At 35.2% G+C, this 21,609-nt stretch carries 18 protein-coding genes; 9 read left to right on the top strand and 9 right to left on the bottom strand.

Translation table 11 applies throughout. The features are described from left to right. Positions 1 to 504: a metallophosphoesterase gene (locus tag HNS38_RS06420; RefSeq protein WP_172279106.1), complete on the top strand. Its 504-nt coding sequence runs from the start codon at positions 1 to 3 to the stop codon at positions 502 to 504. A 10-nt stretch (positions 505 to 514) separates the two neighbouring features. Continuing rightward, positions 515 to 1,468, top strand: a complete 954-nt coding sequence (locus HNS38_RS06415; protein WP_172346164.1) for a carbon-nitrogen hydrolase family protein — start codon at positions 515 to 517, stop codon at positions 1,466 to 1,468. Between the two features lie 27 nt (positions 1,469 to 1,495). On the opposite strand, the gene HNS38_RS06410 is transcribed toward HNS38_RS06415, so the two are convergent. Both HNS38_RS06410 and HNS38_RS06405 read right to left on the bottom strand, forming a co-directional pair. Continuing rightward, positions 1,496 to 2,413 (bottom strand): TIGR01777 family oxidoreductase, encoded by a 918-nt coding sequence (locus tag HNS38_RS06410; protein WP_172346163.1) that lies wholly within the window; start codon positions 2,411 to 2,413, stop codon positions 1,496 to 1,498. Positions 2,414 to 2,501: 88 nt separating this feature from the next. Next, entirely contained in the window at positions 2,502 to 3,179 is a 678-nt protein-coding gene (locus HNS38_RS06405; protein WP_172279112.1) for a MarR family winged helix-turn-helix transcriptional regulator, read from the bottom strand. A 90-nt stretch (positions 3,180 to 3,269) separates the two neighbouring features. Between HNS38_RS06405 and HNS38_RS06400 the strand changes: the two genes are divergently transcribed. Genes HNS38_RS06400 through HNS38_RS06385 form a run of 4 tightly spaced genes read left to right on the top strand, consistent with a single transcriptional unit; the run spans position 3,270 to position 7,073 of the window. Next, a complete protein-coding gene (locus HNS38_RS06400) occupies positions 3,270 to 4,013 on the top strand; it encodes a hypothetical protein (RefSeq protein WP_172279114.1) in 744 nt (247 codons plus the stop codon). Position 4,014: 1 nt separating this feature from the next. Next, the gene (locus HNS38_RS06395; protein WP_172279116.1) at positions 4,015 to 6,390 is read left to right on the top strand and encodes a TonB-dependent receptor; all 2,376 of its coding nucleotides are present in this window, start codon (positions 4,015 to 4,017) and stop codon (positions 6,388 to 6,390) included. Positions 6,391 to 6,436: 46 nt separating this feature from the next. Beyond that, positions 6,437 to 6,586 (top strand): hypothetical protein, encoded by a 150-nt coding sequence (locus tag HNS38_RS06390; RefSeq protein WP_172279118.1) that lies wholly within the window; start codon positions 6,437 to 6,439, stop codon positions 6,584 to 6,586. Between the two features lie 13 nt (positions 6,587 to 6,599). Beyond that, positions 6,600 to 7,073 (top strand): lipocalin family protein, encoded by a 474-nt coding sequence (locus HNS38_RS06385; protein WP_172346162.1) that lies wholly within the window; start codon positions 6,600 to 6,602, stop codon positions 7,071 to 7,073. A gap of 88 nt (positions 7,074 to 7,161) precedes the next feature. Here the strand turns inward: HNS38_RS06385 and HNS38_RS06380 are convergent, their stop codons facing one another. After that, complete coding sequence (locus HNS38_RS06380; protein WP_172279122.1) at positions 7,162 to 7,629, bottom strand: DUF4293 domain-containing protein; 468 nt, start codon at positions 7,627 to 7,629, stop codon at positions 7,162 to 7,164. A gap of 180 nt (positions 7,630 to 7,809) precedes the next feature. On the opposite strand from HNS38_RS06380, the gene rho reads away from it, so the two are divergent. Beyond that, positions 7,810 to 9,726 carry a transcription termination factor Rho gene (gene rho / locus HNS38_RS06375; protein ID WP_172279124.1) on the top strand — a complete coding sequence of 639 codons (1,917 nt, stop codon included), beginning with the start codon at positions 7,810 to 7,812 and terminating at the stop codon, positions 9,724 to 9,726. Between the two features lie 394 nt (positions 9,727 to 10,120). Here rho and murC read toward each other — a convergent pair whose 3' ends face one another. Further along, a complete protein-coding gene (murC, locus tag HNS38_RS06370; protein WP_172279126.1) occupies positions 10,121 to 11,479 on the bottom strand; it encodes a UDP-N-acetylmuramate--L-alanine ligase in 1,359 nt (452 codons plus the stop codon). Between the two features lie 131 nt (positions 11,480 to 11,610). Between murC and HNS38_RS06365 the strand changes: the two genes are divergently transcribed. Further along, entirely contained in the window at positions 11,611 to 12,135 is a 525-nt protein-coding gene (locus tag HNS38_RS06365; RefSeq protein ID WP_172279128.1) for a hypothetical protein, read from the top strand. Continuing rightward, positions 12,136 to 12,990: a hypothetical protein gene (locus HNS38_RS06360; protein ID WP_172346161.1), complete on the top strand. Its 855-nt coding sequence runs from the start codon at positions 12,136 to 12,138 to the stop codon at positions 12,988 to 12,990. On the opposite strand, the gene HNS38_RS06355 is transcribed toward HNS38_RS06360, so the two are convergent. The 5 genes from HNS38_RS06355 to HNS38_RS06335 all read right to left on the bottom strand — a co-directional run bounded on the left by HNS38_RS06355 (position 12,987) and on the right by HNS38_RS06335 (position 21,379). Then, on the bottom strand, positions 12,987 to 13,697 hold the full coding sequence (locus HNS38_RS06355; RefSeq protein ID WP_172279132.1) for a hypothetical protein: 711 nt from the start codon (positions 13,695 to 13,697) through the stop codon (positions 12,987 to 12,989). The genes HNS38_RS06360 and HNS38_RS06355 overlap by 4 nt on opposite strands. Positions 13,698 to 13,756: 59 nt before the next feature. After that, the gene (locus HNS38_RS06350) at positions 13,757 to 15,481 is read right to left on the bottom strand and encodes an acyl-CoA dehydrogenase family protein (RefSeq protein ID WP_172346160.1); all 1,725 of its coding nucleotides are present in this window, start codon (positions 15,479 to 15,481) and stop codon (positions 13,757 to 13,759) included. A gap of 38 nt (positions 15,482 to 15,519) precedes the next feature. Beyond that, positions 15,520 to 16,542, bottom strand: coding sequence for an electron transfer flavoprotein subunit alpha/FixB family protein (locus HNS38_RS06345; RefSeq protein WP_172279136.1), 1,023 nt, complete (start codon positions 16,540 to 16,542; stop codon positions 15,520 to 15,522). A 19-nt stretch (positions 16,543 to 16,561) separates the two neighbouring features. Beyond that, positions 16,562 to 17,434: an electron transfer flavoprotein subunit beta/FixA family protein gene (locus HNS38_RS06340; protein WP_172279138.1), complete on the bottom strand. Its 873-nt coding sequence runs from the start codon at positions 17,432 to 17,434 to the stop codon at positions 16,562 to 16,564. A gap of 459 nt (positions 17,435 to 17,893) precedes the next feature. Continuing rightward, positions 17,894 to 21,379 carry a CotH kinase family protein gene (locus tag HNS38_RS06335; protein ID WP_172279140.1) on the bottom strand — a complete coding sequence of 1,162 codons (3,486 nt, stop codon included), beginning with the start codon at positions 21,377 to 21,379 and terminating at the stop codon, positions 17,894 to 17,896. Between the last annotated feature and the right edge of the window lie 230 nt (positions 21,380 to 21,609).

Below are 21,609 nucleotides of genomic sequence, written 5' to 3'. Positions count from 1 at the left end.
ATGAAGAGAATAGGTTTGTTATCAGATACACATGGTGTTTTGCATCCTCGAGTGAAGAACTTCTTGAAAGATTGTGACCAGATTTGGCATGCCGGAGATGTGGGAGATGCACAAGTGATTGAAGATTTAAAAGAAATAGCTCCAGTGCGAGCCGTCTTTGGGAATATTGATAATTCTGTAATCAGAGAAGCCTGGCCAGAAGATGCTATATTTGGTGTGGAAGGCCTAAAAATATATATGACACATATTGGAGGTTATCCCGGAAGGTACCAACCCCGTGCTCGTCAACTCATAGAAGCTCATCTTCCAGATATCTTTATCAGTGGGCACAGCCATATCTTAAAAGTGATGCCTGATAAAAAGAAAAGACTCCTCCATATTAACCCTGGCGCTGCCGGAAATAATGGTTATCATAAAAGCATTACCTGTATTCGTTTTGTATTGGATAGGGGAAGAATTGATGATTTGGAAGTATTTGATTTGGATAGGAAGAAGAAGATTTAATAACAATGCCATGGAAAATACTCAAATAAAAATTGGAATTGCACAAATAGCTCCAGTATGGTTAAACAAGGAAGAAAGCACTAAAAAAGTAATATCATTTATAGAAGAAGCTGCAAAAGAATCCTGTAGTTTGGTAACCTTTGGCGAAACCTTATTACCGGGTTACCCTTTTTGGATTTCACTAACCAATGGAGCTGAGTTTAATTCAAAAATTCAAAAGGAAATATTTGCTCATTATCTAAAGAATAGTATCAATATAGAACGAGGAGATTTAAAAGATGTTTGCGAAACAGCCAAACAACTTAAAACTGCAGTATACCTGGGAATTGCAGAACGTGCAGAAAACAGAGGAGGCCATAGTATTTATTGTTCTCTAGTTTATATCAATAAGCTCGGTGAGATAAAATCGGTACATAGAAAACTTCAACCTACTTTTGAAGAAAGGTTATGCTGGTCCCCTGGAGATGGAAATGGTTTACGAGTTCATAAGCTAGAAGGATTTACTGTAGGAGGTTTAAACTGCTGGGAGAATTGGATGCCTTTAAGTAGAACCGCTCTTTATGCTCAAGGTGAAAACCTGCATGTGGCCGTGTGGCCAGGAAGTGCTCAAATCACCAATGATATCACAAGATTTGTAGCCAAAGAAAGCCGCTCTTTTGTGATTAGCGCCAGTGGATTGATGCGAAAAGAAGATTTTCCTGCCGAGACTCCTCATTTGGATCTAATTTTAGCTCAAGCACCAGAAATGCTAGCCAATGGAGGCTCTTGTATTGCTGGCCCCGATGGCGAATGGATTATTCCTCCTCAAATCGGGGAAGAACAACTAATAACTGCAGAATTAGATTTGAATAGCGTATACGAAGAAAGACAGAACTTTGACCCAAGTGGCCATTATTCTCGTCCTGACATTACTCAGCTTCATGTAAATAGAGGCCGACAAGCTTTGGTAAAGTTTAATGATTAAGACTTATAACTATTTAACTTCTAGCTTCTAATTTTCAGAAAACAATTCCTGAATATCAGTCACCTGAAAATTAAAACCCTCCCCTATTATTTTATCCGAGGAAACTCTGCTTCCTTCTAATAATATGGAAGACATTTCCCCATAAATAAGTTTAAACACAAAGGAGGGTACCGCAGGCATAAAGAAGGGCTTTTTCTTGGCTTTGGCTAAGGATTTCATTAATTCTTTGTTGCTGATATGACTAGGAACTACAGCATTATAAATCAGTGTGTTTTGAGGAGTCTGATTTTGCAACTTCTGCTCATATACGAAATAGAATAGTCTAGCTAAATCATTAAGCGCTATGCAAGGCATCCACTGTTTACCTGAGCCTAAAGCTGCACCAAAACCCATTTCTACAGGTTTTAGCATTTTCACTAATGCTCCTCCCTTTTCACTCATCACCACTCCTATTCTGAGTATGGCTGTTGGAATATTGAGCATAGTGAATTGTTGAACACTGGTTTCCCATAGTTTTACCGTTTCTGCTAGAAAATCATCTCCTGCAGCATCCTCTTCCTTAAATATTTTATCTGAGGTGAAGGTTCCATAATAACCAATTGCAGAAGCTGAGATAAAGGCATCTAATTTCTTAGATTTCTTTTTCACCATATCAAAAAGCAATTGCGTAGATTGGGTTCGACTGGAGATTATTTTTTCTTTTTGCTTAGGTGTCCAAGCTTTGCTAGAAATATTTTCCCCAGCTAAATGAATAATCACATCAGCAAATTCGATAGCCTCCTCATCTATTTTATCGTCTTCTACATCCCAGTAAAAAGAACGAATTGTTTGTTTGTCAGGATTTCGACTTAAAATGGCAATCTCATGTCCCTGTTTTTGAAAAAGAGCAGCAATTTCTTGTCCTACTAATCCACTACCTCCGCTTATTAATATATTTTTTTTCATAACTTTTAGTTAACAGTTAAAAACTAACAGTTAACAGTTCGATATAATAAAAGCAGTTATCTTTTTTTTAACTATTAACTGTCATCTACTATCTGTCAACTATTTTACCAATCACATACTTCTCGTGTAACTCCTCCAAACTAGTACTCTTATCTGCTTCATGAATATGTAAATGAAAGAAATTCAACTTATTAAAAACAGAAAGCGCTTCATTGAGCTCCTCTTTTTTCAAATTTCCTATCACTATTTCACTCACCTTGTGCATGTCTTCGAAGGCAAACATGACCTCTCTTATCCCTTTTTCAGTGAGAGAAACTCGTTTTGCTCTTTTATCTTTGGCATCAGGATATTCATAAATCAATTCATTCCGAATCAAACGCTTAATGATCTCACTACCACTTGATATTTCTAATAAATGCTTGTGAATCAACTCATTTTTTAATAGGCTTTTTTCTTTTAAAAGTGTAGCGAGGAAACCAAATTCATCAATGGTTTTAATGGAAGTATTGGTGAATGCCTTTTTTACATAATGACGCGCAAAGCGATATAAAGAAGTGAGCAAAGTGGAAAACTCTACTTCAGGATATGTTTTATATTGTTGATAGTTATTTTTATCAAAATCTGAATTTGATGAATTTGCCTCACCTAAAAGCACTTTATCTTTTAAATAAATGGCAAACTCTTTTATGTCAGTATTCCCCACCTCTAATTTATAGGCCTCCACATGGTCTAAAATCTCCTTTATCAACTTAATTTGCTCCGACATCGTAGTAAATTTAAATTTTCACAATTTTTTAAAACTTTATTACTATGTTTTTGTAATATATTTGCAAAATAAATACAAATAAGTATAATTATGAAATTTTACCTATATTTTATCAGTTTATTAGCAATATCCTTATTGCTTATACAGTGTAAAACCACAAAAATTGAAACTGAAAGCAAAATGACTATTCTCATTGATTCAGAGGATAATGGACCAGAAATGACCATTAATTTTATAAATGGCATAGGTTATAATCGCCCAACTTATGTTTTATGGATGGAAGATTTGGAAGGTCATTATATAAAAACCTTATTTATTACGAAGTCATATGCTAGTGGTATTTTTGGATATGAAATGCAAGGTGATAGTATTTGGATAAAAAAATCTGGTCCATCCTATCAACCAGCAGCACTTCCATACTGGTCTCACAAGAAAGGCGAAACTAATGGTCAATTGATTCCTAGTCCCGAGCAACCATTTGTAGACGCTTATACTGGAGCAACTCCAGAACAAAATTTTGAAATAAAAACCTCCTCCATGAATTTGGATAAGAAATATAGAATCTTTTTAGAGGTCAATCAATCATGGGATTGGAACAGCTTTTGGACGAATAATAAATATCCAGAAAACAAAGCTTATCAGCATTCTGCGCAACCTAGTATCGTATATGCAGTGGAGATTAATTCCGCATCGGAGTCCTTTTTCTTAAACCCAATTGGGCATGGAGATGCTAAGGGAGAGAGCGGAAAACTATTTACTAATTTAAACACACTTACTTCGGCTCTAAAAATATTTAACAGCATAGAAGTAAGAATCAATTCTCAAAATAACTAAAATGAAAAAACTATATATACTTTTCAGCCTATTGATGTTTACTTCCATAATATTCGCCCAAAAGGGTGAAGTTAGAGGTATTGTCAACGATGCAAAAAACAACGATCCCATTCCATTTGCTAACATCATAGTTGAAGGAACGACCATAGGTTCTACAAGTGATTTAGACGGAAACTTTATCATCACCGGTCTTGAACCAGGATATATCAACCTTAGAGTATCTTATGTGGGCTATCAAAGCAGTATCAGCTCCGATATCTTGATCAGCAATAGTAAAACACCATTTATTGAGATTGGACTTGAACCTTCACAAAACGAACTTAATGAAGTGGTCGTAAAAGTGGATTACTTAAAGAAAACTGAGGAGGCTCCATTATCTATGCAAAGCATAGGAACGAAGCAAATAGAAGGCAATGCAGGTAGTAATAGAGATATCTCTAGAGTTATTCAGTCCTTTCCTGGCGTAGGTTCCACTCCTGCTTTTCGTAACGATGTGATTATTCGTGGTGGTGGTCCGAGTGAGAATAGGTTTTTCCTCGATGGTGTGGAAATCCCGGTGTTGAATCACTTCTCCACCCAAGGAGCATCAGGAGGACCTGTTGGTATTATTAATGCCGACTTTATTCAAACTGTAGATTTTTATAGTGGTTCTTTTCCTGCTGCAAAATATAATGCTTTAAGTGGAATCTTAGATTTCAAGCAAAAAGAAGGAAGCAAAGACAAAACCAATTTTCAAGTTAGCTTAGGTGCCAGTGAAGCAGCCTTTACCGTGGATGGCCCAATTGGAGATAAAACCAGTTATATTTTCTCCGTAAGAAGAAGTTATTTACAGTTTCTATTTTCCGCCATTGGACTACCCTTTCTTCCCACCTTCAACGATTATCAATTTAAGCTAAAAACCAATTTCAATCCTAAAAATCAGTTGACCATTATCAGCTTGGGCTCATTAGATCAATTGAGTTTGAATACAGGAATTGAAAACCCAGATGCAGGCCAAGAATATCAATTGGCACAAATTCCAGTGAATAATCAGTGGAGTTATACCATTGGAGGTGTTTATAAGCACTTCTTCGACAATGGTTACCATACCTTGGTTCTGAGCAGAAACATGTTAAATAATGAGTTCTACAAATATCCAGATAACGTCGAAAGTAAAGATAAAATCTTTGATTATAAGTCTAGAGAATCAGAAAATAAGTTTCGCTATGAATTAAATTATCAGAAAAATGGTTTCAAGTATAATTTCGGAGTGAATACGGAATATGCAGAATATGAAAATCAAACCATACAGCAATTATTTTTAGAGGATTCCTTGTTTACGCTGAACTATAATACCAATATTAATGTGATTAAGTATGGTTTATCGGGCCAAGTTTCCAAAACTATTCTCAAAAACAGATTACTAGTGAGTTTGGGTTTACGTAGTGATGGTAATAACTATAACAGCAAAATGGCAAATCTCATCAATCAACTATCTCCAAGATTAGCATTAAGTTACTCTTTAACAGACCAAGTTCAGTTGAATGCAGGAGTAGGTAGATATTATCAGCAGCCTTCCTACACCACGCTTGGTTTTAGGAATAACGAGGGTATATTGATGAATGAAAATACAGCAGAATACATTGGTGCCAACCACTATAATTTGGGTGCAGAATACCGCTTTAATTCTCCAATGACCTTATCAGTCGAAGGTTTCTATAAGGATTATTTTCAATACCCTATTGATTTAGTTACGGGTTCAAGTTTAGCTAACCAAGGTGCAGAATACAGCAGTGTTGCAGGAGCAGTACCAGCAGTATTTACAGGAACTGGAGAAGCCATTGGCCTTGAAGTATTGCAAAGAATCAATTTCACAAACTTTACACTTTTGGCCTCCTATACTTATGTGAGAAGTAAATTTACTGACATCAATAATGATTTAGTACCCTCCTCTTGGGACAGCAAACACTTGCTTACCCTAACTGGTAGTAAGCAGTTTAAGAAAAACTGGAGAGCTGGTTTTAAATGGCGTTATGTGGGTGGACTACCTTATACGCCTTATGACCTAGAAACCTCAGCCAATGTTGAAGCTTGGGATGCCAGAGGTCAAGCCTATTATAATTATGGTGAAATCAATACCCTTCGCTACGATCCTTTCCATCAATTAGATTTAAGAATCGACAAAAACTATTTCTTCGATAATTGGAGTTTAATGGTATATTTAGACATTCAGAATGTATATAATTTTAAAGTTGCTGGTCAGGATTATGTGATTAGAGAAAAAAATCCAGATGGTTCCTATATGACTACTAATAACGGACAAGATTATGTATTACAAAGCGTTGCTAATGAATCGGGAACTGTTTTGCCTACTGTTGGGATCATGGTGAAGTTTTAGGAGGAAGATGACGGATGACGGATGACAGATAATCGAATTGGTTAAAATGTCAGGAAAAGCAAGACAGAAAGCAGAAGTAACGAAAGTTCATTGGTTTACCCTTTCAAACCCCAAAAAGAACAAAATAAATGATGAAACAGAACAAACTTATTTTAATCTTATCCCTGTTTGTGATAATCATAAGCACTGGATGTAGCTCAACTAAAGATATGAAAAGAACAAAAACGGTAGAACATTTGGAATTGGATAAATTTCTTGGAAAATGGTATGAAATAGCACGTTTTGACCATTCATTTGAACGCGGATTGAGTGGTGTAACCGCAACTTATTCAATGCAAGAGGATGGCAAAATAAAAGTATTGAACCAAGGTTATAAAGGAGGGCTACAAGGCAAACTGAGTCAAGCGGTGGGAAAAGCCAAAATCCCAAACCCTCAAGAACCCGGAAAACTCAAAGTCTCGTTCTTCTGGATCTTCTACGACGATTATTTTGTTATGGAGCTTGATGAAAAAGATTACCAATGGGCTTTAATTGGATCCTCCTCCGAAAAGTATTTATGGATATTGAGTAGAAATCCACAATTAGAAGATGCTGTAAAAGTGCATTTATTGCAAAAAATGAAGGAAAGAGGATACGCAGAGGAAAATCTTATTTGGGTAGAACAGAAAGTAAATAATAGCTAACAGTGAACAGTTAATATTTGCATGACTGATGTTTATCTACTGCCGAAACATTAAACTTCCCAACCTCTTAGCCTTTTAACTCAAAAACTTACCTCAACCTATCCATAGAACGAATCAGTTTTTCATCTTTTGTAATGCCTCTGTTGGCTAGAAATAAAAAGACAAAAACCAAAACGGGCATAAAGCTTGCAAATTGATATTCTGGTGGATTCCCGACACTTTTTTCCAAAATCCCCATATAACCTAAAAAATAACCAGCTAAAAGTACTAAAGTAGTTGCCATATTGATTTTTGTTAGTAATAGTTGGCGTTTTCTGTTCTTAAAAGACACCAAAGTGATAATACTTAATGCAATAATAAGAATGACAATTCCCATTAATGGCAATAAAAACATCGAACTTAATTGCAAACTTGGATTGGGGTCGAAAAAGTTTACCTGATAAACATAAAGCGCAAGGTTGCTAGAACCATAAAACTTAGCCAAGGGAAAGGCAAACATAAGGGAGGCTGCAATGGCAGCTAGTATTAAATATAGACTTTGAATTCTTTGTATCATCACTAATAAATTTTGAATGGCAAAGATAGGTTCTTCCTCTCATTTGAAAAAATTCTAGGAAAAATAAATGTCCTAATTAAAAAATATTATATTTGCACAAACATTCCTAATAATCATTCGGTAAATAATAAATTCCCGTAATTTTATTTTTAAGAAGAAACTAATCATAATTTTCATTTTATGTACGATATTATTGAGTTGAGCAGCAAGAAAGTATTGGAGCTCAAAGACATTGCAAAAGATTTACAAATTCCAAAGTTCGAAAAACTGCTTAAACAGGATTTGATCTATAAAATCCTCGATCACCAAGCTCTAAATCCCACCCCTGAAATTTTAGAAAAGGAACAAAAAGAATCTAAACCAAATAAAAACAGAAAAAGGATCAACCGAGCTCCCGATGCTTCTACCAATGTTGAAAGAAGAGAGAGAAAACCTGAAGCTAATAAACCAAAAGCGGAAGCGAAAAAAGAAGATACCCAAAAGGTAGAAAAAAAAGCTCCCCCAATTGCTCCTAAGAAAAGTAATAACACCGAGCTTATTAGTGAAATGAAAGAAGCTGGTGCCGATTTATTCTCTGCAGAACAAAATAAGCCTGCTAAAAACAGACCAAACCCAAGAAAAGCTGCTGCTAAACCTCGTGAGAAGAAATTAGAAGCTAAAGAAGAAACAAAAGAGTACACTGAAAAAGTCTCTAGAGAAAGTACTGACAAACCAGAAGCTAAAAAAGAAGATAAAGCTGTTGTTTCGGATAATGAAAAAACAGAAGCTCCTCGAGAAAAAAGAGAAGCCAGACCAGAAAGAAAAGAAGCTCCTCGTAAATCTGATGTTCGTGATAACGATCGTAAAGCTGAAAACAACGATAACGATCGCAAACCTGAAGCTAAAGATAATGATCGTAGAACTCCGAACCCTCGTCGTCAACAGGAAAGAAATACTCCTAACCCTCGTGAAGATAGAGAAAAGAAACCTGTTTACGATTTCGACGGAATCATTAATAGTGAAGGTGTTTTAGAAATCATGCCTGACGGTTATGGATTTTTGCGCTCCTCTGATTATCATTATCTAAATTCTCCAGATGATGTTTATGTTTCTCAATCTCAGATTAAATTATTTGGATTAATGACTGGTGATACAGTACGTGGTAGCATTCGTCCTCCAAAAGAAGGTGAAAAATATTTCCCATTGATTAAAATTTCTACCATTAATGGAAAAACACCTGAAGAAATTAGAGACCGTATTCCTTTCGATTATTTAACTCCTCTTTTCCCAGAAGAGAAATTCAATTTAACAGGACATAAAGGAAGCACTATTTCAACTAGATTAATCGATTTGTTTGCTCCTATCGGTAAAGGTCAGAGAGGATTAATTGTTGCGCAACCCAAAACTGGTAAAACTGTTCTTTTAAAAGAAGTGGCCAATGCCATTGCTACCAACCATCCTGAAGCTTATTTAATCATATTATTGATTGATGAAAGACCTGAAGAGGTTACTGATATGGAAAGAAGCGTAAAAGCAGAAGTGATAGCTTCTACCTTTGATGAGCCAGCAGAAAGACATGTAAAAATAGCAAATATAGTATTAGAAAAAGCCAAGAGAATGGTAGAAAGTGGTCACGATGTTGTGATTCTTCTCGACTCTATTACTCGTCTTGCTCGTGCTTATAATACAGTATCTCCAGCCTCTGGTAAAGTATTATCAGGTGGTGTTGAAGCCAATGCCTTACAAAAACCAAAACGTTTTTTCGGAGCGGCTCGTAATATTGAAAGAGGTGGGTCTCTTTCTATTATCGCTACCGCTCTTACCGAAACGGGTTCTAAAATGGACGAAGTTATCTTTGAAGAATTTAAAGGTACTGGTAATATGGAGCTTCAGTTGGATAGAAAAATCTCTAATAAGCGTATCTACCCTGCTATTGACATCGTTGCTTCTAGTACTCGAAGAGAAGACTTATTAATTGACAAAGAAGCCATGCAACGTATTTGGGTTTTACGTAATCACTTAGCAGACATGAATCCTGTGGAAGCTATGGACTTTGTAAAAGACAAATTAAAATTTACTGATAATAATGAAGAATTCTTGATGTCCATGAATGGATAATCAGAATTGACAATCATATATGAGCCGATATTCCTTGATGGGATATCGGCTTTTTTACACCCTGCAACTATACTTAATCAAAGCTATAACAACCACTTAAACCCCATAGACTCTATATGTTTTTATCTGAATAATTGGCACAAATATTCAGATAAAAATTGTTGACCTTTATTTTTAATTTTCTTATAAATTAGCCCTTCAAAAACATGTGTATTGGCCAAAAGAAAAAAAAAAACCTAAATGCAAGTCGAAATTCTCCATATGCCATTATTCTTCTACATTGGTAAATACGGTTATATGACTAAAGTGGCTTTCAGTCAAAAAGAAAAATATAGACACATTTTGATTAATCATTGGTAATACTTTTTAAGTCATATTAAAAGTGGGAATTACCTTATAGCAAATGCCCAACCAATTCAGCATAATCCACGCCATCAAAATTTCCGGAACTCATTAAGAGCAGGTTCTGATTTTCCCAGTTTTCTGAGTAAAGTCGTTCTAATAACTTTTTTGAATCGGTAAATACCACTAAATCTTCTCTGGCGAAGGCTTGTTTTACTTGTTCTTCTGAAATGGATTCTAAGCGCTTATGTGCGATGGTATGTGGATTGAAATATACTATGGCCACATCTGCCTTATCCATAGCTCCTCTATATTCTTTTAAAAACTCACTATTCAAACTACTAAAAGTGTGGAGTTCCATGCAAGCGAATAATTTTCTATCGGTAAATTGTTCTTTCACTGCTGTGGTAGTCGCTTTCAGTTTAGATGGACTGTGGGCAAAATCTTTATAAATAGTAGAAGTGTCATTTTTTCCAATGGTTTCTAAACGATTGCTGGCTCCAGTGAAACTCGAAATGGCATTATAGAAATCTTTAGTCTCCACTCCTATTTGCTCACATACTCGTCTAGCCCCCTCGAGGTTCATCAAATTATGTTTCCCAAATACAGAAAGGGAATAGGAATGACCTTGATATTTTATTTTTGATTTATAATCATCAGCATTAATGGTGAATTCTGGAACATCATAAGCTATTACTTCAACATCCTCTCTTACTGTTTTATAAAGATCGGCTAAATATTTATCATCGGAACAATAAATTAGGCTGCCATCTTTTTCTATTAAGCCAATAAACTTTTCAAATTGCTCCAGATAGATATCAAAAGTTGGGAATACATTGATATGATCCCAAGCCACACCACTCAACAAAGCGATATGAGGATGGTAAAGATGGAATTTAGGTCTTCTATCTATTGGTGAAGACAAATACTCATCACCTTCTAATACAATATAAGGTGCATCGCTGAGCTTCACCATGACTTCGAAACCTTCTAACTTGGACCCAACCATATAGTCGGTTTTAATATTTAGTTGGTCTAACACGTGGAGGATCATTGCCGTGATGGTTGTTTTCCCATGGCTTCCGCCTATCACAATCCTAGTTTTATCCTTCGATTGCTCATAAAGAAATTCAGGATAGGAATATATTTCTAATCCTAGCTCCTTAGCTTTTGCCAATTCAGGATTATCTGCTCTGGCATGCATACCTAATATGATAGCATCAATATTACTATTTATTTTCTTAGGCTGCCAACCCATTTCTTTTGGTAAGAGATTATATTTATCCAATCTTCCTTTGGAAGGCTCAAAAATTTCATCATCGGAACCTGTCACTTGGTTTCCTTTTAAATGTAATGCAATGGCCAAATTGTGCATGGCAGCTCCACCTATAGCAATAAAATGGTAGTTCATAACTTCAATATTTAACTCAAAAATACAGAATTAATGCAGGAAATAAGGACTAGTAAATATGACTTTGTTAACAATGAAATTTTAATTATATTTGTCTAAAGGCATAATGTTTCACCTACAAATATTTCATTATGAAAAGACTACAATATCTTACCTTATCTCTCGTCATCGTATTTTTAAGCTCATGTAGCAATATTGTGTATCATCATCCTATTCCAAAGGATCAAATATCATTAGCGGAATTCCCATCCGAACTCCAAGGTTACTATGTAGACAGCGATGGAGATACCCTCTGTATTGCCAGCAATAAATATAGTTATGGTGAAATGAACAATCAAAGCTTCCTACAGGGTGAATTAGGAGCCGATTTGGTTCTGAAAAAATTAGACAGCTACTATTTTATGAATTTCAAGAATGAGGATGGTTATTGGGAAATGATTGCAGCGCAACTTAGTTCTGAACAACTTAGCCTTTTTTGTATTGATATTGAAAATAAAGAGCAGATAAAATTAGTAAATCAGCATATTGAGAAAGGGAAAGTGAGATCAACAAAAAAAGATGGAAAATACATTATAAACCCAAGTGATCAAGAAATATTGAACCTATTAAACGACTCAAGAATATGTCAAAAAGAATTGCTTAATAAGCTTAAATAAATGGAACGTTCTATACAATTTATCGTTAGGTTTTACAATCGTGTGCATCAGGTATGGGAAAACCAGAAAACACATTCCCGATTAGCAACATTGCTTGTTCTAAGCTTTTTGATTTCTTTGGGGATGTCGCTGTTTTTATATTTAGGACTAGTTCCGGAAAACCTTGAATACCTATTTCCAAAAAATATATTTCAATCTATTCAAATTAGCTTTTCACTCTTATTATTAATTGAGGTAGTAGGCTTGGTTTTCACCTTATCTAATTCTGTTTCCTCCTCTCTGGTGAAGCAATTAGAAATCCTAAGTCTTATTCTATTGAGAAGTGCATTTAAGCAGTTTGGAGAGTTTTACGAGCAAAATAACTGGGCTGATTTTGAACCCGTCATCAGTATGTTATCAGATGCTTTTGGAGCCATGGCTATTTTTATTATTATTCTGCTCATCAACAAAACACTAAAACACACTCCAATTACTGACGATCCAGAGAGCCAAACCCGATTTATCATGTTTAAGAAAGTAACAAGCCTGATATTGTTTATGGTATTTCTGACTTCGGGTATTTATGATATCATCCTCTATCTTCAGCATTCTCAAGCTTTCGACTTCTTCAAAAACTTTTATACCATTCTCATATTTGCCGATATATTTCTTGTATTATTATCGCTCCGATATAATTACTCTTATATTGTGGTATTTAGAAACTCCGCTTTTGCAGTAGCCACTATCATTATAAGAATGGCACTCTCAGCACCAATCTACTATAATATAGGTTTAGGAATATTAGCTTCTCTTTTTGTACTTGGGGTTTCATTTTTCTATACGAAATATCGACATTGCAGCTCTGATGTACATTAATCTGCACAAGAAATCCTACCGATTCCATTTAATGGGGTTAAACCATTTTCAGTATTCGCAGTGGTAACTTCCAATATCTTCTTAATGGTAAGAAAATCCTTATTAAAGAACTTGATAGACAAGTAAAATCCCGTATCGGTAAAATATACGTAATTACCAGCTTTATCGGTAATCGTAAAGTTCTTATTATACTCTATATCTTGATGAAATTTCTCTTTTAGCATCCCCACCACTAGTTCTGCTGTTTCTTCATTAATACTACTAAAAACATATTCACCCATGAAATACTCATTTCCACAGTGATAAAGCAGTGTTTTTTCATTGCTATGAAACAATCTACTTTTATAACCCATCACTCCAAAATCCACTTCCTTCTCTTCACTAACTGTGAAACAATCGGGCTTACCTCTTTCCTTCAAAGTCTCTTTCAAATGTGTACCAAAACTCAAATCATCAAAGTCAAATACTTTTTCACTTTGGTATTGAATTGGACTATCAACTGCTTTATGAATAGAAAGAATATGGTAGTAGAAATCGTCTTTGAAACAATAAGGGTGTGGCTTTTTCCTTGTGTATTGTTTGAATTTCAATACATATTTTCGGCTATACTCACCAAAAATCAATTTGTGAAGAAATAAATTTATAATCTTTCTGAATCCTATCGCTATAACAAAAATCACAGCGATTATAACGATAAATGAGTTCATAGATGCGTTTAAAAAAACGGTTTACAGGCTAGAAACCACCTGTAAACCGCTATTATTAATTATTCATCAATATCTTCAGTAGAAATTTGATAGAGCCCTAAATCTTTCAAATCAAAATTCTCAATATATTTGAATTTATCTTCATTTTGTGCCATTCCGATTTGCACAAAAATATCAGCTGATTTTTTATGTTCCATATCTCTTTGCGCATCATTTAGCAATAAGTATCCAATAATGATATTTCCAGCCATCTCCACCATTCTACGTGCATGGAAATCCCATAGATCAGAATCTTTATCACGTTGGACCATTTGTACAGCCTTAGTGTATTGCTCTGTCATAATAATTAAACGACGCTTGATGTGCTGTAACTCTGGTCTATAGTTTTGTTGCTCATAATCACGGATATAATCCAAATATCCGCCAGTGCTTACACCTCTAATAGCCGCTACCACTTGTAACTGAGAAGTACCTTCGTAAATGGTGGTTATACGGGCATCACGATAGATTCTTTCAATTGGAAAATCTTTCATAAAACCAGTTCCACCGTGAACTTGTAATGAATCGTAAGAAATCTCATTACTATATTCAGAAGATACTAATTTCAATAAAGGCGTGAAGAAATCGGCTTTCTTAGAGAAGTATTTCTGATCTTTTCTTTCCTCAGGAGTTAATTTACGATTCTCAGCTAAAAAGCCATATGACTTATAAATATCTACAAAACGAGCTGTTTCATAAAGTAAACTTCTAATACCATCAGTTTTTACTTTCATTCTTGTCAACATCTCATAAACAGCAGGATACTGGATAATTGCTTTTCCGAATTGCTCACGTTCTTTGGCATACTTTAAAGCCTCACGATAAGCAGCTTCTGCAATACCTACAGACTGAGCTCCTACACCTAAACGTGCAGAATTCATCAAAGACATCACATATTTAATCAATCCCAATCTTCTAGAACCTACTAGTTTTGCTGGTGCATCTTTAAATACCAATTCACAAGTTGGAGAACCTTTGATACCCATTTTATTCTCGATACGGCGAACGATTACTTTTTGCTCTGTTCTGTCATAAACAAATAATGAAAGTCCTCTACCATCTGAACTCCCCTCCTCAGAACGTGCCAACACTAATGAAATATCAGCATCACCATTGGTGATAAAACGCTTCACTCCGTTTAGGTACCATTGGTCTTCTTCTTCGTTATATGTCGCTTTTAACATCACCGCCTGGAGGTCGGAACCAGCATCTGGTTCAGTTAAATCCATTGCAGCAGTGGCACCTTCGTTAAATCTAGGAAGAAATTCTTTCTTGATGGCCTCATCACCGAACTCATGAAGTGTTTCTGCACAATCTTGTAATCCCCATATGTTAGCAAAACCAGCATCAGCTCTAGAAACCACTTCTGCAGCCATTACATAAGGTACGATAGAGAAATTTAATCCTCCATATTCTCTAGGAAGTGACATTCCAATTAAACCAGCATCAGTTAATGCTTGATAGTTTTGAGATGTTCCCTTGGCATATATAACTTCGTTATCAATTAATTGAGGCCCGTCGTGATCAACATCCTCGGCATTGGGATCGATAATATCACCACAAATCTCTCCAACAATCTCTAAAGTTTTGTCGTAGGTATCTAATGTATCTTCAAAATCAAGAGGAGCATAATCATACTTTTCTTGATCCTTATAATTATCTTCTTTCAAATCCACACATTTCTTCATCAAAGGATGCTCGAGGTGGAATTTCAGGTTTTTATTGTCTGTATAAAAATTTGCCATTTTTTTCAATTTTTAAACTACCAATGGGCAGCTAATGATTACTTGGAGTTTTTCTTGTAATACTTAATCATCTTAGGAATAACCTCCTCTACTTTTCCTATAATTGCATAATCGGCAATTTGATTGATAGGAGCAGCAGGATCAGTATTAATAGAAATTACCTGAGAGGATTCTCCCATACCGGCAGTATGTTGAACCGCACCAGAAATTCCACAAGCAATATATAATTTAGGACGAACAGTAACTCCAGTTTGACCAATTTGACGTTCGTGAGGCGCAAAACCAGAATCTACAGCCGCACGAGAAGCGCCAACTTCACCACCTAAAACTTCGGCTAAATCCTGTAGTAATTTGAAGTTCTCTTTGCTACCAACACCATAACCACCAGCGATGATAATTTGAGATCCTTTGATATTCACTTTAGCAGGCTCAATATGACGCTCGATAATCTGAACTGCAATATCAATATCCTCTAAAACAGCCGCTACATCAAAATTCTTTACTTCCCCTTTATGATTTTCATCAAAGACTTCCATCTTCATCACACCCTCCCTAACTGTTGCTATTTGAGGCTTAGTTTCAGGGTTGATGATAGTGGCAATGATGTTTCCACCAAAAGCTGGACGAATTTGATATAAAAGATTTTTATAGTCTTTCTTTGCTTTTTTATCTTCATGATCGCCAATAATCAAACTGGTACAATCAGCCGTTAATCCACATTTTAAAGCAGAAGCCACTCTTGGTCCTACATCACGGCCATTAAAAGTAGCTCCAAAAAGTGCAATTTGTGGTTCTTCTTGTTGTAAAACAGAAGTTAATACCTTAGCATGAGCACCACTAGTAAATGGGCTTAAACTTTTATGGTCAGCTAAATGAACCATATCGGCACCAAATGGGAAAATCTCATTTTCAATCCCTTGAAGCTCGTGACCAATCACGATAGCTTCTACTTTAACTCCTAGTTCATTGGCCAAAGAACGACCTTTGGTTAGTAGCTCCTTACTCACATCGGCGATATGCTTCTCTTCTGTGAGTTCACAATATATAAAAACGTTGTTCATTTCTTTACTTTTAATGGTTTTAGCCGATGATATGACCTTCTAATAACTCTACCATTAAGCTTTCAATATCTTGATCGGTACTGCTTAATGTTTTGGATTCTTTGGCAGCAAAAACTACATTTTCGATAGCTTTTACTTTGGTTGGAGAACCAGAAAGACCTAGTTGTTCCACATCAGCTCCAATATCTTCTACTGACCACTCCTCAATCTTCAAATAAGGACGAGCAGTATATAAATCGGTATAATCTTTTGTCTCGTTTTGTAATTCAGTAACAGTACGAGCATGTTTATAGGTCATTAGTTTCTTAGCGTGACGAGGGCGACAGTCATCAGCGGAGCTAGGAACTGTAACAGCCAAAGGAAAAGCACATTTCACAGTCTCTACTCCTCTTTCAATTCTACGTTTGATGGTGATTTCCTTTTCGTTTATATCTAAAATATCTACAGCATAAGCTATTTGAGGAATTCCTAATTTTTCAGCAGTTTGAGGACCTACCTGAGCAGTATCTCCATCAATAGCCTGTCGACCAGCTACCAACAAATGAAATGGAGCTAATTTTTTAACGGCCAAAGAAATGGCATATGATGTTGCAAGGGTATCACTCCCTGCAAATTTTCTATCAGTAACTAAATATCCTCTATCGGCGCCACGATACATGGCTTCTCTAATGATTTCTGCAGCTCTAAATGGCCCCATTGTTAAAACAATAACTTCAGCACCTTCCACTCTATCTTTCACCTTAAGAGCAAATTCCAATGCATTTAAATCTTCCGGATTAAAAATGGCCGGAAGTGCAGCACGATTCACTGTACCATCAGCTTTCATGGCATCTTTACCAACATTTCTGGTATCGGGAACCTGCTTGGCTAATACAATTATTTTAAAACTCATATACTTTTTTTTTCATTTGTTACGTAATAAAAAATCGACTTTTGATGCTGAAAATTCCAAAAAAACGCTTTCAAATTTTCAAATTTTAATGGGAAACAAAAATAATCAAAAGAATAGGAATAGCAAATTGTGGATCTGTATTTAGAATTAATACGATCTAGCTATCATTTAACAAAAAATAAGAGTAATAAGCTCCACTATCTAAATGATATACCAATATATATATTCTCTTATTGATTTATACAATAATAGCTTATAGTGTGTATTATCAACCTATCTGTATCATTTAGGCTTACTAATAAAACTCAGCGAAGTTTCAGCTATACCTCTCCTTTAGACCTTAGCCTAACACCATAATTCTGAAATCATTTAACACTACAAACAAAAACACAATGCTTAATATTAGTAATATATAAGAAATAACGTTCTCATGAAGAAACTACTGAAACCATAAGTCTTTTACCTTTTTACTAACTTATGGGTAGATAGCTCTTTTCCTTTGATGATATTAAGTATATATATCCCTGATTCTAGATGGCTTACATTCATGTAGTTTTGAGCATGAGTTGATAAAACCAATTGCCCAGAAATATTATAAATATTCATTTCAACAGCCTCCTCTAGACCTGTTATATATAGTCTATCGTTAACCGGATTGGGATAGGTTCTAATCTGACTTACTGGAGTTTCCTCTATGCCAAATGCTCTGGAGTTTTCATAATTAGGACTACCAAAATCATTTACACAATCCCAGTTTTCTGCAATAGAATTGTCTAAATCTGGATTTATTAGTTCCATTGTTGGACCTGCTCCATCAGCACACATTGGCCAAGGCAAACTATCGGTAAACACCACGATATCATGCAAAATACCCTGATCATTAAACAAACGAACGGCATCTCCTCCACCACTTAAACCAAATCCCAAATCACCAATATGATTAATATCATTAGGGAATACCGATTCAAAATCTTCTACATCCTTAGCAATCACCAAATATCCTTTAGCTGCAATAGAAGTAGATACCGGAAAGGTAAAAGAATTCACATCAAGCTCATCCCTAATTTGCCAATTTGAAACATCAACCTCCTCTTCATTAGGATTATATATTTCTATCCAATCATCAGCATCATGATCGTCACTCGAATTATAATTAATTTCGTTTATAAGCAAAGGAGCTACTGTAGTCTCAATAAAATGAGGAGATACCAAAGTATAGCTTTCTAAATCAATACTTATTACACTCTCTGTAGAAGTACTTGCTCCAGACCAATGTGAGAATGTATAACCTAATTCTGGAATTGCTTTTAGAATAACTGGAACCGTTTCAAAATATTCTCCTGACCAAGACAGTGATTGTATCCTTAAGTTATTATTAAGCTCAACCAATCCTTGCGAAACATCCTCAATATCAATCGTTAATTGATGCATAGCAGGCAAATCGAATTGTTCCATAATATGCTCTTTCGCACGGCTAGGTCTAGCTTCAGCCCAATCATTCATTTCAGAAACATAGTATTCTTGATCAATGGAAAAAGCATCCCATCGAGTATAGTGATCATCAACTTCTGATTGAATATTATTTGAAAGTTCATTAAAATGAGAGATCACATTTTCAGGTAAAAAACGAGTATTTAACTCATCAGCATATCGATTAATAAATTGGTTTCTAAAACCTAAGTTTTCAATCAACTGCCTAAACAATAATGTTGACCATTTAGGATTTGGATATTCTTCTCCAATTGGATCCAAAGCTCTAAACAAAGCATTCTCCCAATAACTATTTGTTTGCCACCAAGGGCCAAAACCAAAATCTAAATCATATAAAATCCATTTCCACTTTCCTTCTGGATACTTCCATAATTTAAGATTATGAATTGGCCAATCGCTATTATTATAATATATTTGGGCTACTTGATATACAGCAAAGTTAGATATATCTATTTGTTCTTCTATATAATTGAAGTTTTCATTAATACTTAAATCTGTATTTTCAACATAGTCTAATAAGGCAGCATATTCTTCGTTATACCCATGGCCTTCTTGGTTGTCTGCATCTAAAATTACAATTTCATCTGGATCTACACCGTGTTTTGAGGCTAAAAAATGCTCATTGGTTTTTTCTCTCATATTATACATTCCCCAATACTCTCCATTCAAATAAGTAACAACGGGTTGGAATTCAAGATAATCAAGACCCGAACCTTCCATTAAGCTAGTTAATGCTGCATCTTTTATTGATGAAATCAACCAATCTTGGCCAGAGTTTCTAAGCACAAAAGCCTCAAATTCATCATAAGGGAGCTTATCAAAAAATGGATATTTAAACTTTGATACTCCATATTTTTTTCTTGCATAAAACGCTAAAGATCTTTGTTCATTTTGTCCTCTACTATATCCACCATATATTTTCACTCCTGCATTAAATTCTATAGCTATATCATTGCTACCTGCTTTATAATAAGCTGCATGAATAGGTCTTTCCCAATCTTCCCAGAAATTAGCTCCCCAGTGTGGAGAATCTTCATCATAGGTGCCCTCTTCTCCTAGTACATAAATTCCGTATTCTTCATCAAAGAAATTCACGGGATCAGTGGTGAGTAGCATGACATCCAATTCATGGTTGCTATTATATACATAAGTATTACTAAAAGGGCCAGCGGTGAAATAATTAGGCTGAAATATACTTGCTCTAATCACTGTGGTGCTATCAATATACAAAGGTGATGTATAAAGTGTGGAAGTGATCGTTGGCAAAGAAGCATCAGTGGTATATCTAATTTCTTGGCCTGGTGTCTGCCCAGAAAGAGAAAGGTTAATACTTCCACTAAGCATACCTCCTAATTCTGAAAACACAACTGCCTCTTCAATATACCCTTGATATTCAGGGCCGCTATTAACAGCTCCCTGACTAGGTTCACTAAGATATACTTGATTTCCAGCAGAAGAAATGCCTTGTGCCATATTTGCCGGAGCCCTACCTGCTACAAACTGATCTATAATGTCTAAATTTGGATTGCTTAATGTTAATGTTTCACCATCAGCTGAAAGCTTAAAATTAGTATGAAGAGCCACAGGAGAAAGGTTTAAAATAGCTGGAGGTTGAATCCCAATAGGATGATTGCTAGAATAACCTATTGATAAAAATGGGATTAAGGTTAAATCAGAAGAGGAGCTTTCTTGATTATGAACTTGTATAGCCAATACATTTTCGCCATCATTAAGAAGGTCTAAAGGATTCTCTACATCAAATTGGTCTGGACTATCACCATCAGACATCTGACCTTCATGATCCGTTGGGGTACCATCATCAAATTCAGGAGGATAACCTTCTATATTTGCCCTTGCAACTTCTATTCCATTAATGTAAGCTACAAAACCATCGTCATAATCTATATGGAGTATTAATGAGCTAATATCATCATATTCTTCCACAATAAATGTTTTTCTTACAAAAACAGATTTTGTTCCTTCGGGCACAATAGTTTCGTCATCGCCATCAGCATAACCAAATCCAGACCCTCCTTCTTCCCAACCCGAATCGTTAAAATTAAGGCTAGTCCATGAAGCTGAAGGCTCCGAAGTAGGGATTATATATTTAAACACATCAAATTGCTTGATGATAGTTCTTGGGTAAGAACAGGTATTTATATCTTTTGAAGAGGCCCATAAATAGATATACTCATTGGGATATAATTCAATATCTGGAAAGCTCCATTTAGACAAATCAGATTCATCATCTGTTATTTTCCAATTGTGAAGAGCAATAGGGGTGTTTCCATAATTATATAGCTCAAACCAATCAGGAGAATTCCCATCCTCATCTGATGTAATACTGTTGTTTAAAACCACTTCATTAATCCGAATATCTTGAGCATACAAAACAACAGAAACTTGTAAAACAAAAACAATAACGAATATATATTTCAGGCAAAAATTCTTCATTTTTATAGTAATATTAAACTTTAAAAAATATTAATAACTGTATTTGCTTATAAAGTAGCTATAACACAAACATTCTGATATAAATTTCAAAGATAATCAAAAAAGATATCACATATTTTTAATGTATTTATCATCTAAAATACAAGATATATAAACTCATTTACAGTGAAAACATATTATTGGATAAATCTAATTTACAAATACATTATCGGCATGTTCAGTTATCAAAA

This window comes from Lentimicrobium sp. L6 (assembly GCF_013166655.1).
Taxonomy (GTDB): Bacteria; Bacteroidota; Bacteroidia; order Bacteroidales; family UBA12170; genus UBA12170.
Note: the sequence above shows the minus strand (reverse complement) of the source record. Positions and strands in the feature narration are given on the sequence as shown.

Coding starts and splice junctions, on each gene's coding strand:
- HNS38_RS06380 (WP_172279122.1), bottom strand. CDS start 7,629: ATGATACAAAGAATTCAAAGTCTATATTTAATACTAGCTGCCATTGCA.
- HNS38_RS06350 (WP_172346160.1), bottom strand. CDS start 15,481: ATGGCAAATTTTTATACAGACAATAAAAACCTGAAATTCCACCTCGAG.
- HNS38_RS06385 (WP_172346162.1), top strand. CDS start 6,600: ATGAAAAGAACAAAAACGGTAGAACATTTGGAATTGGATAAATTTCTT.
- HNS38_RS06355 (WP_172279132.1), bottom strand. CDS start 13,697: ATGAACTCATTTATCGTTATAATCGCTGTGATTTTTGTTATAGCGATA.
- HNS38_RS06420 (WP_172279106.1), top strand. CDS start 1: ATGAAGAGAATAGGTTTGTTATCAGATACACATGGTGTTTTGCATCCT.
- murC (WP_172279126.1), bottom strand. CDS start 11,479: ATGAACTACCATTTTATTGCTATAGGTGGAGCTGCCATGCACAATTTG.
- HNS38_RS06365 (WP_172279128.1), top strand. CDS start 11,611: ATGAAAAGACTACAATATCTTACCTTATCTCTCGTCATCGTATTTTTA.
- HNS38_RS06405 (WP_172279112.1), bottom strand. CDS start 3,179: ATGTCGGAGCAAATTAAGTTGATAAAGGAGATTTTAGACCATGTGGAG.
- HNS38_RS06390 (WP_172279118.1), top strand. CDS start 6,437: ATGTCAGGAAAAGCAAGACAGAAAGCAGAAGTAACGAAAGTTCATTGG.
- HNS38_RS06360 (WP_172346161.1), top strand. CDS start 12,136: ATGGAACGTTCTATACAATTTATCGTTAGGTTTTACAATCGTGTGCAT.
- HNS38_RS06395 (WP_172279116.1), top strand. CDS start 4,015: ATGAAAAAACTATATATACTTTTCAGCCTATTGATGTTTACTTCCATA.
- HNS38_RS06400 (WP_172279114.1), top strand. CDS start 3,270: ATGAAATTTTACCTATATTTTATCAGTTTATTAGCAATATCCTTATTG.
- HNS38_RS06410 (WP_172346163.1), bottom strand. CDS start 2,413: ATGAAAAAAAATATATTAATAAGCGGAGGTAGTGGATTAGTAGGACAA.
- HNS38_RS06340 (WP_172279138.1), bottom strand. CDS start 17,434: ATGAGTTTTAAAATAATTGTATTAGCCAAGCAGGTTCCCGATACCAGA.
- HNS38_RS06335 (WP_172279140.1), bottom strand. CDS start 21,379: ATGAAGAATTTTTGCCTGAAATATATATTCGTTATTGTTTTTGTTTTA.
- HNS38_RS06345 (WP_172279136.1), bottom strand. CDS start 16,542: ATGAACAACGTTTTTATATATTGTGAACTCACAGAAGAGAAGCATATC.
- rho (WP_172279124.1), top strand. CDS start 7,810: ATGTACGATATTATTGAGTTGAGCAGCAAGAAAGTATTGGAGCTCAAA.
- HNS38_RS06415 (WP_172346164.1), top strand. CDS start 515: ATGGAAAATACTCAAATAAAAATTGGAATTGCACAAATAGCTCCAGTA.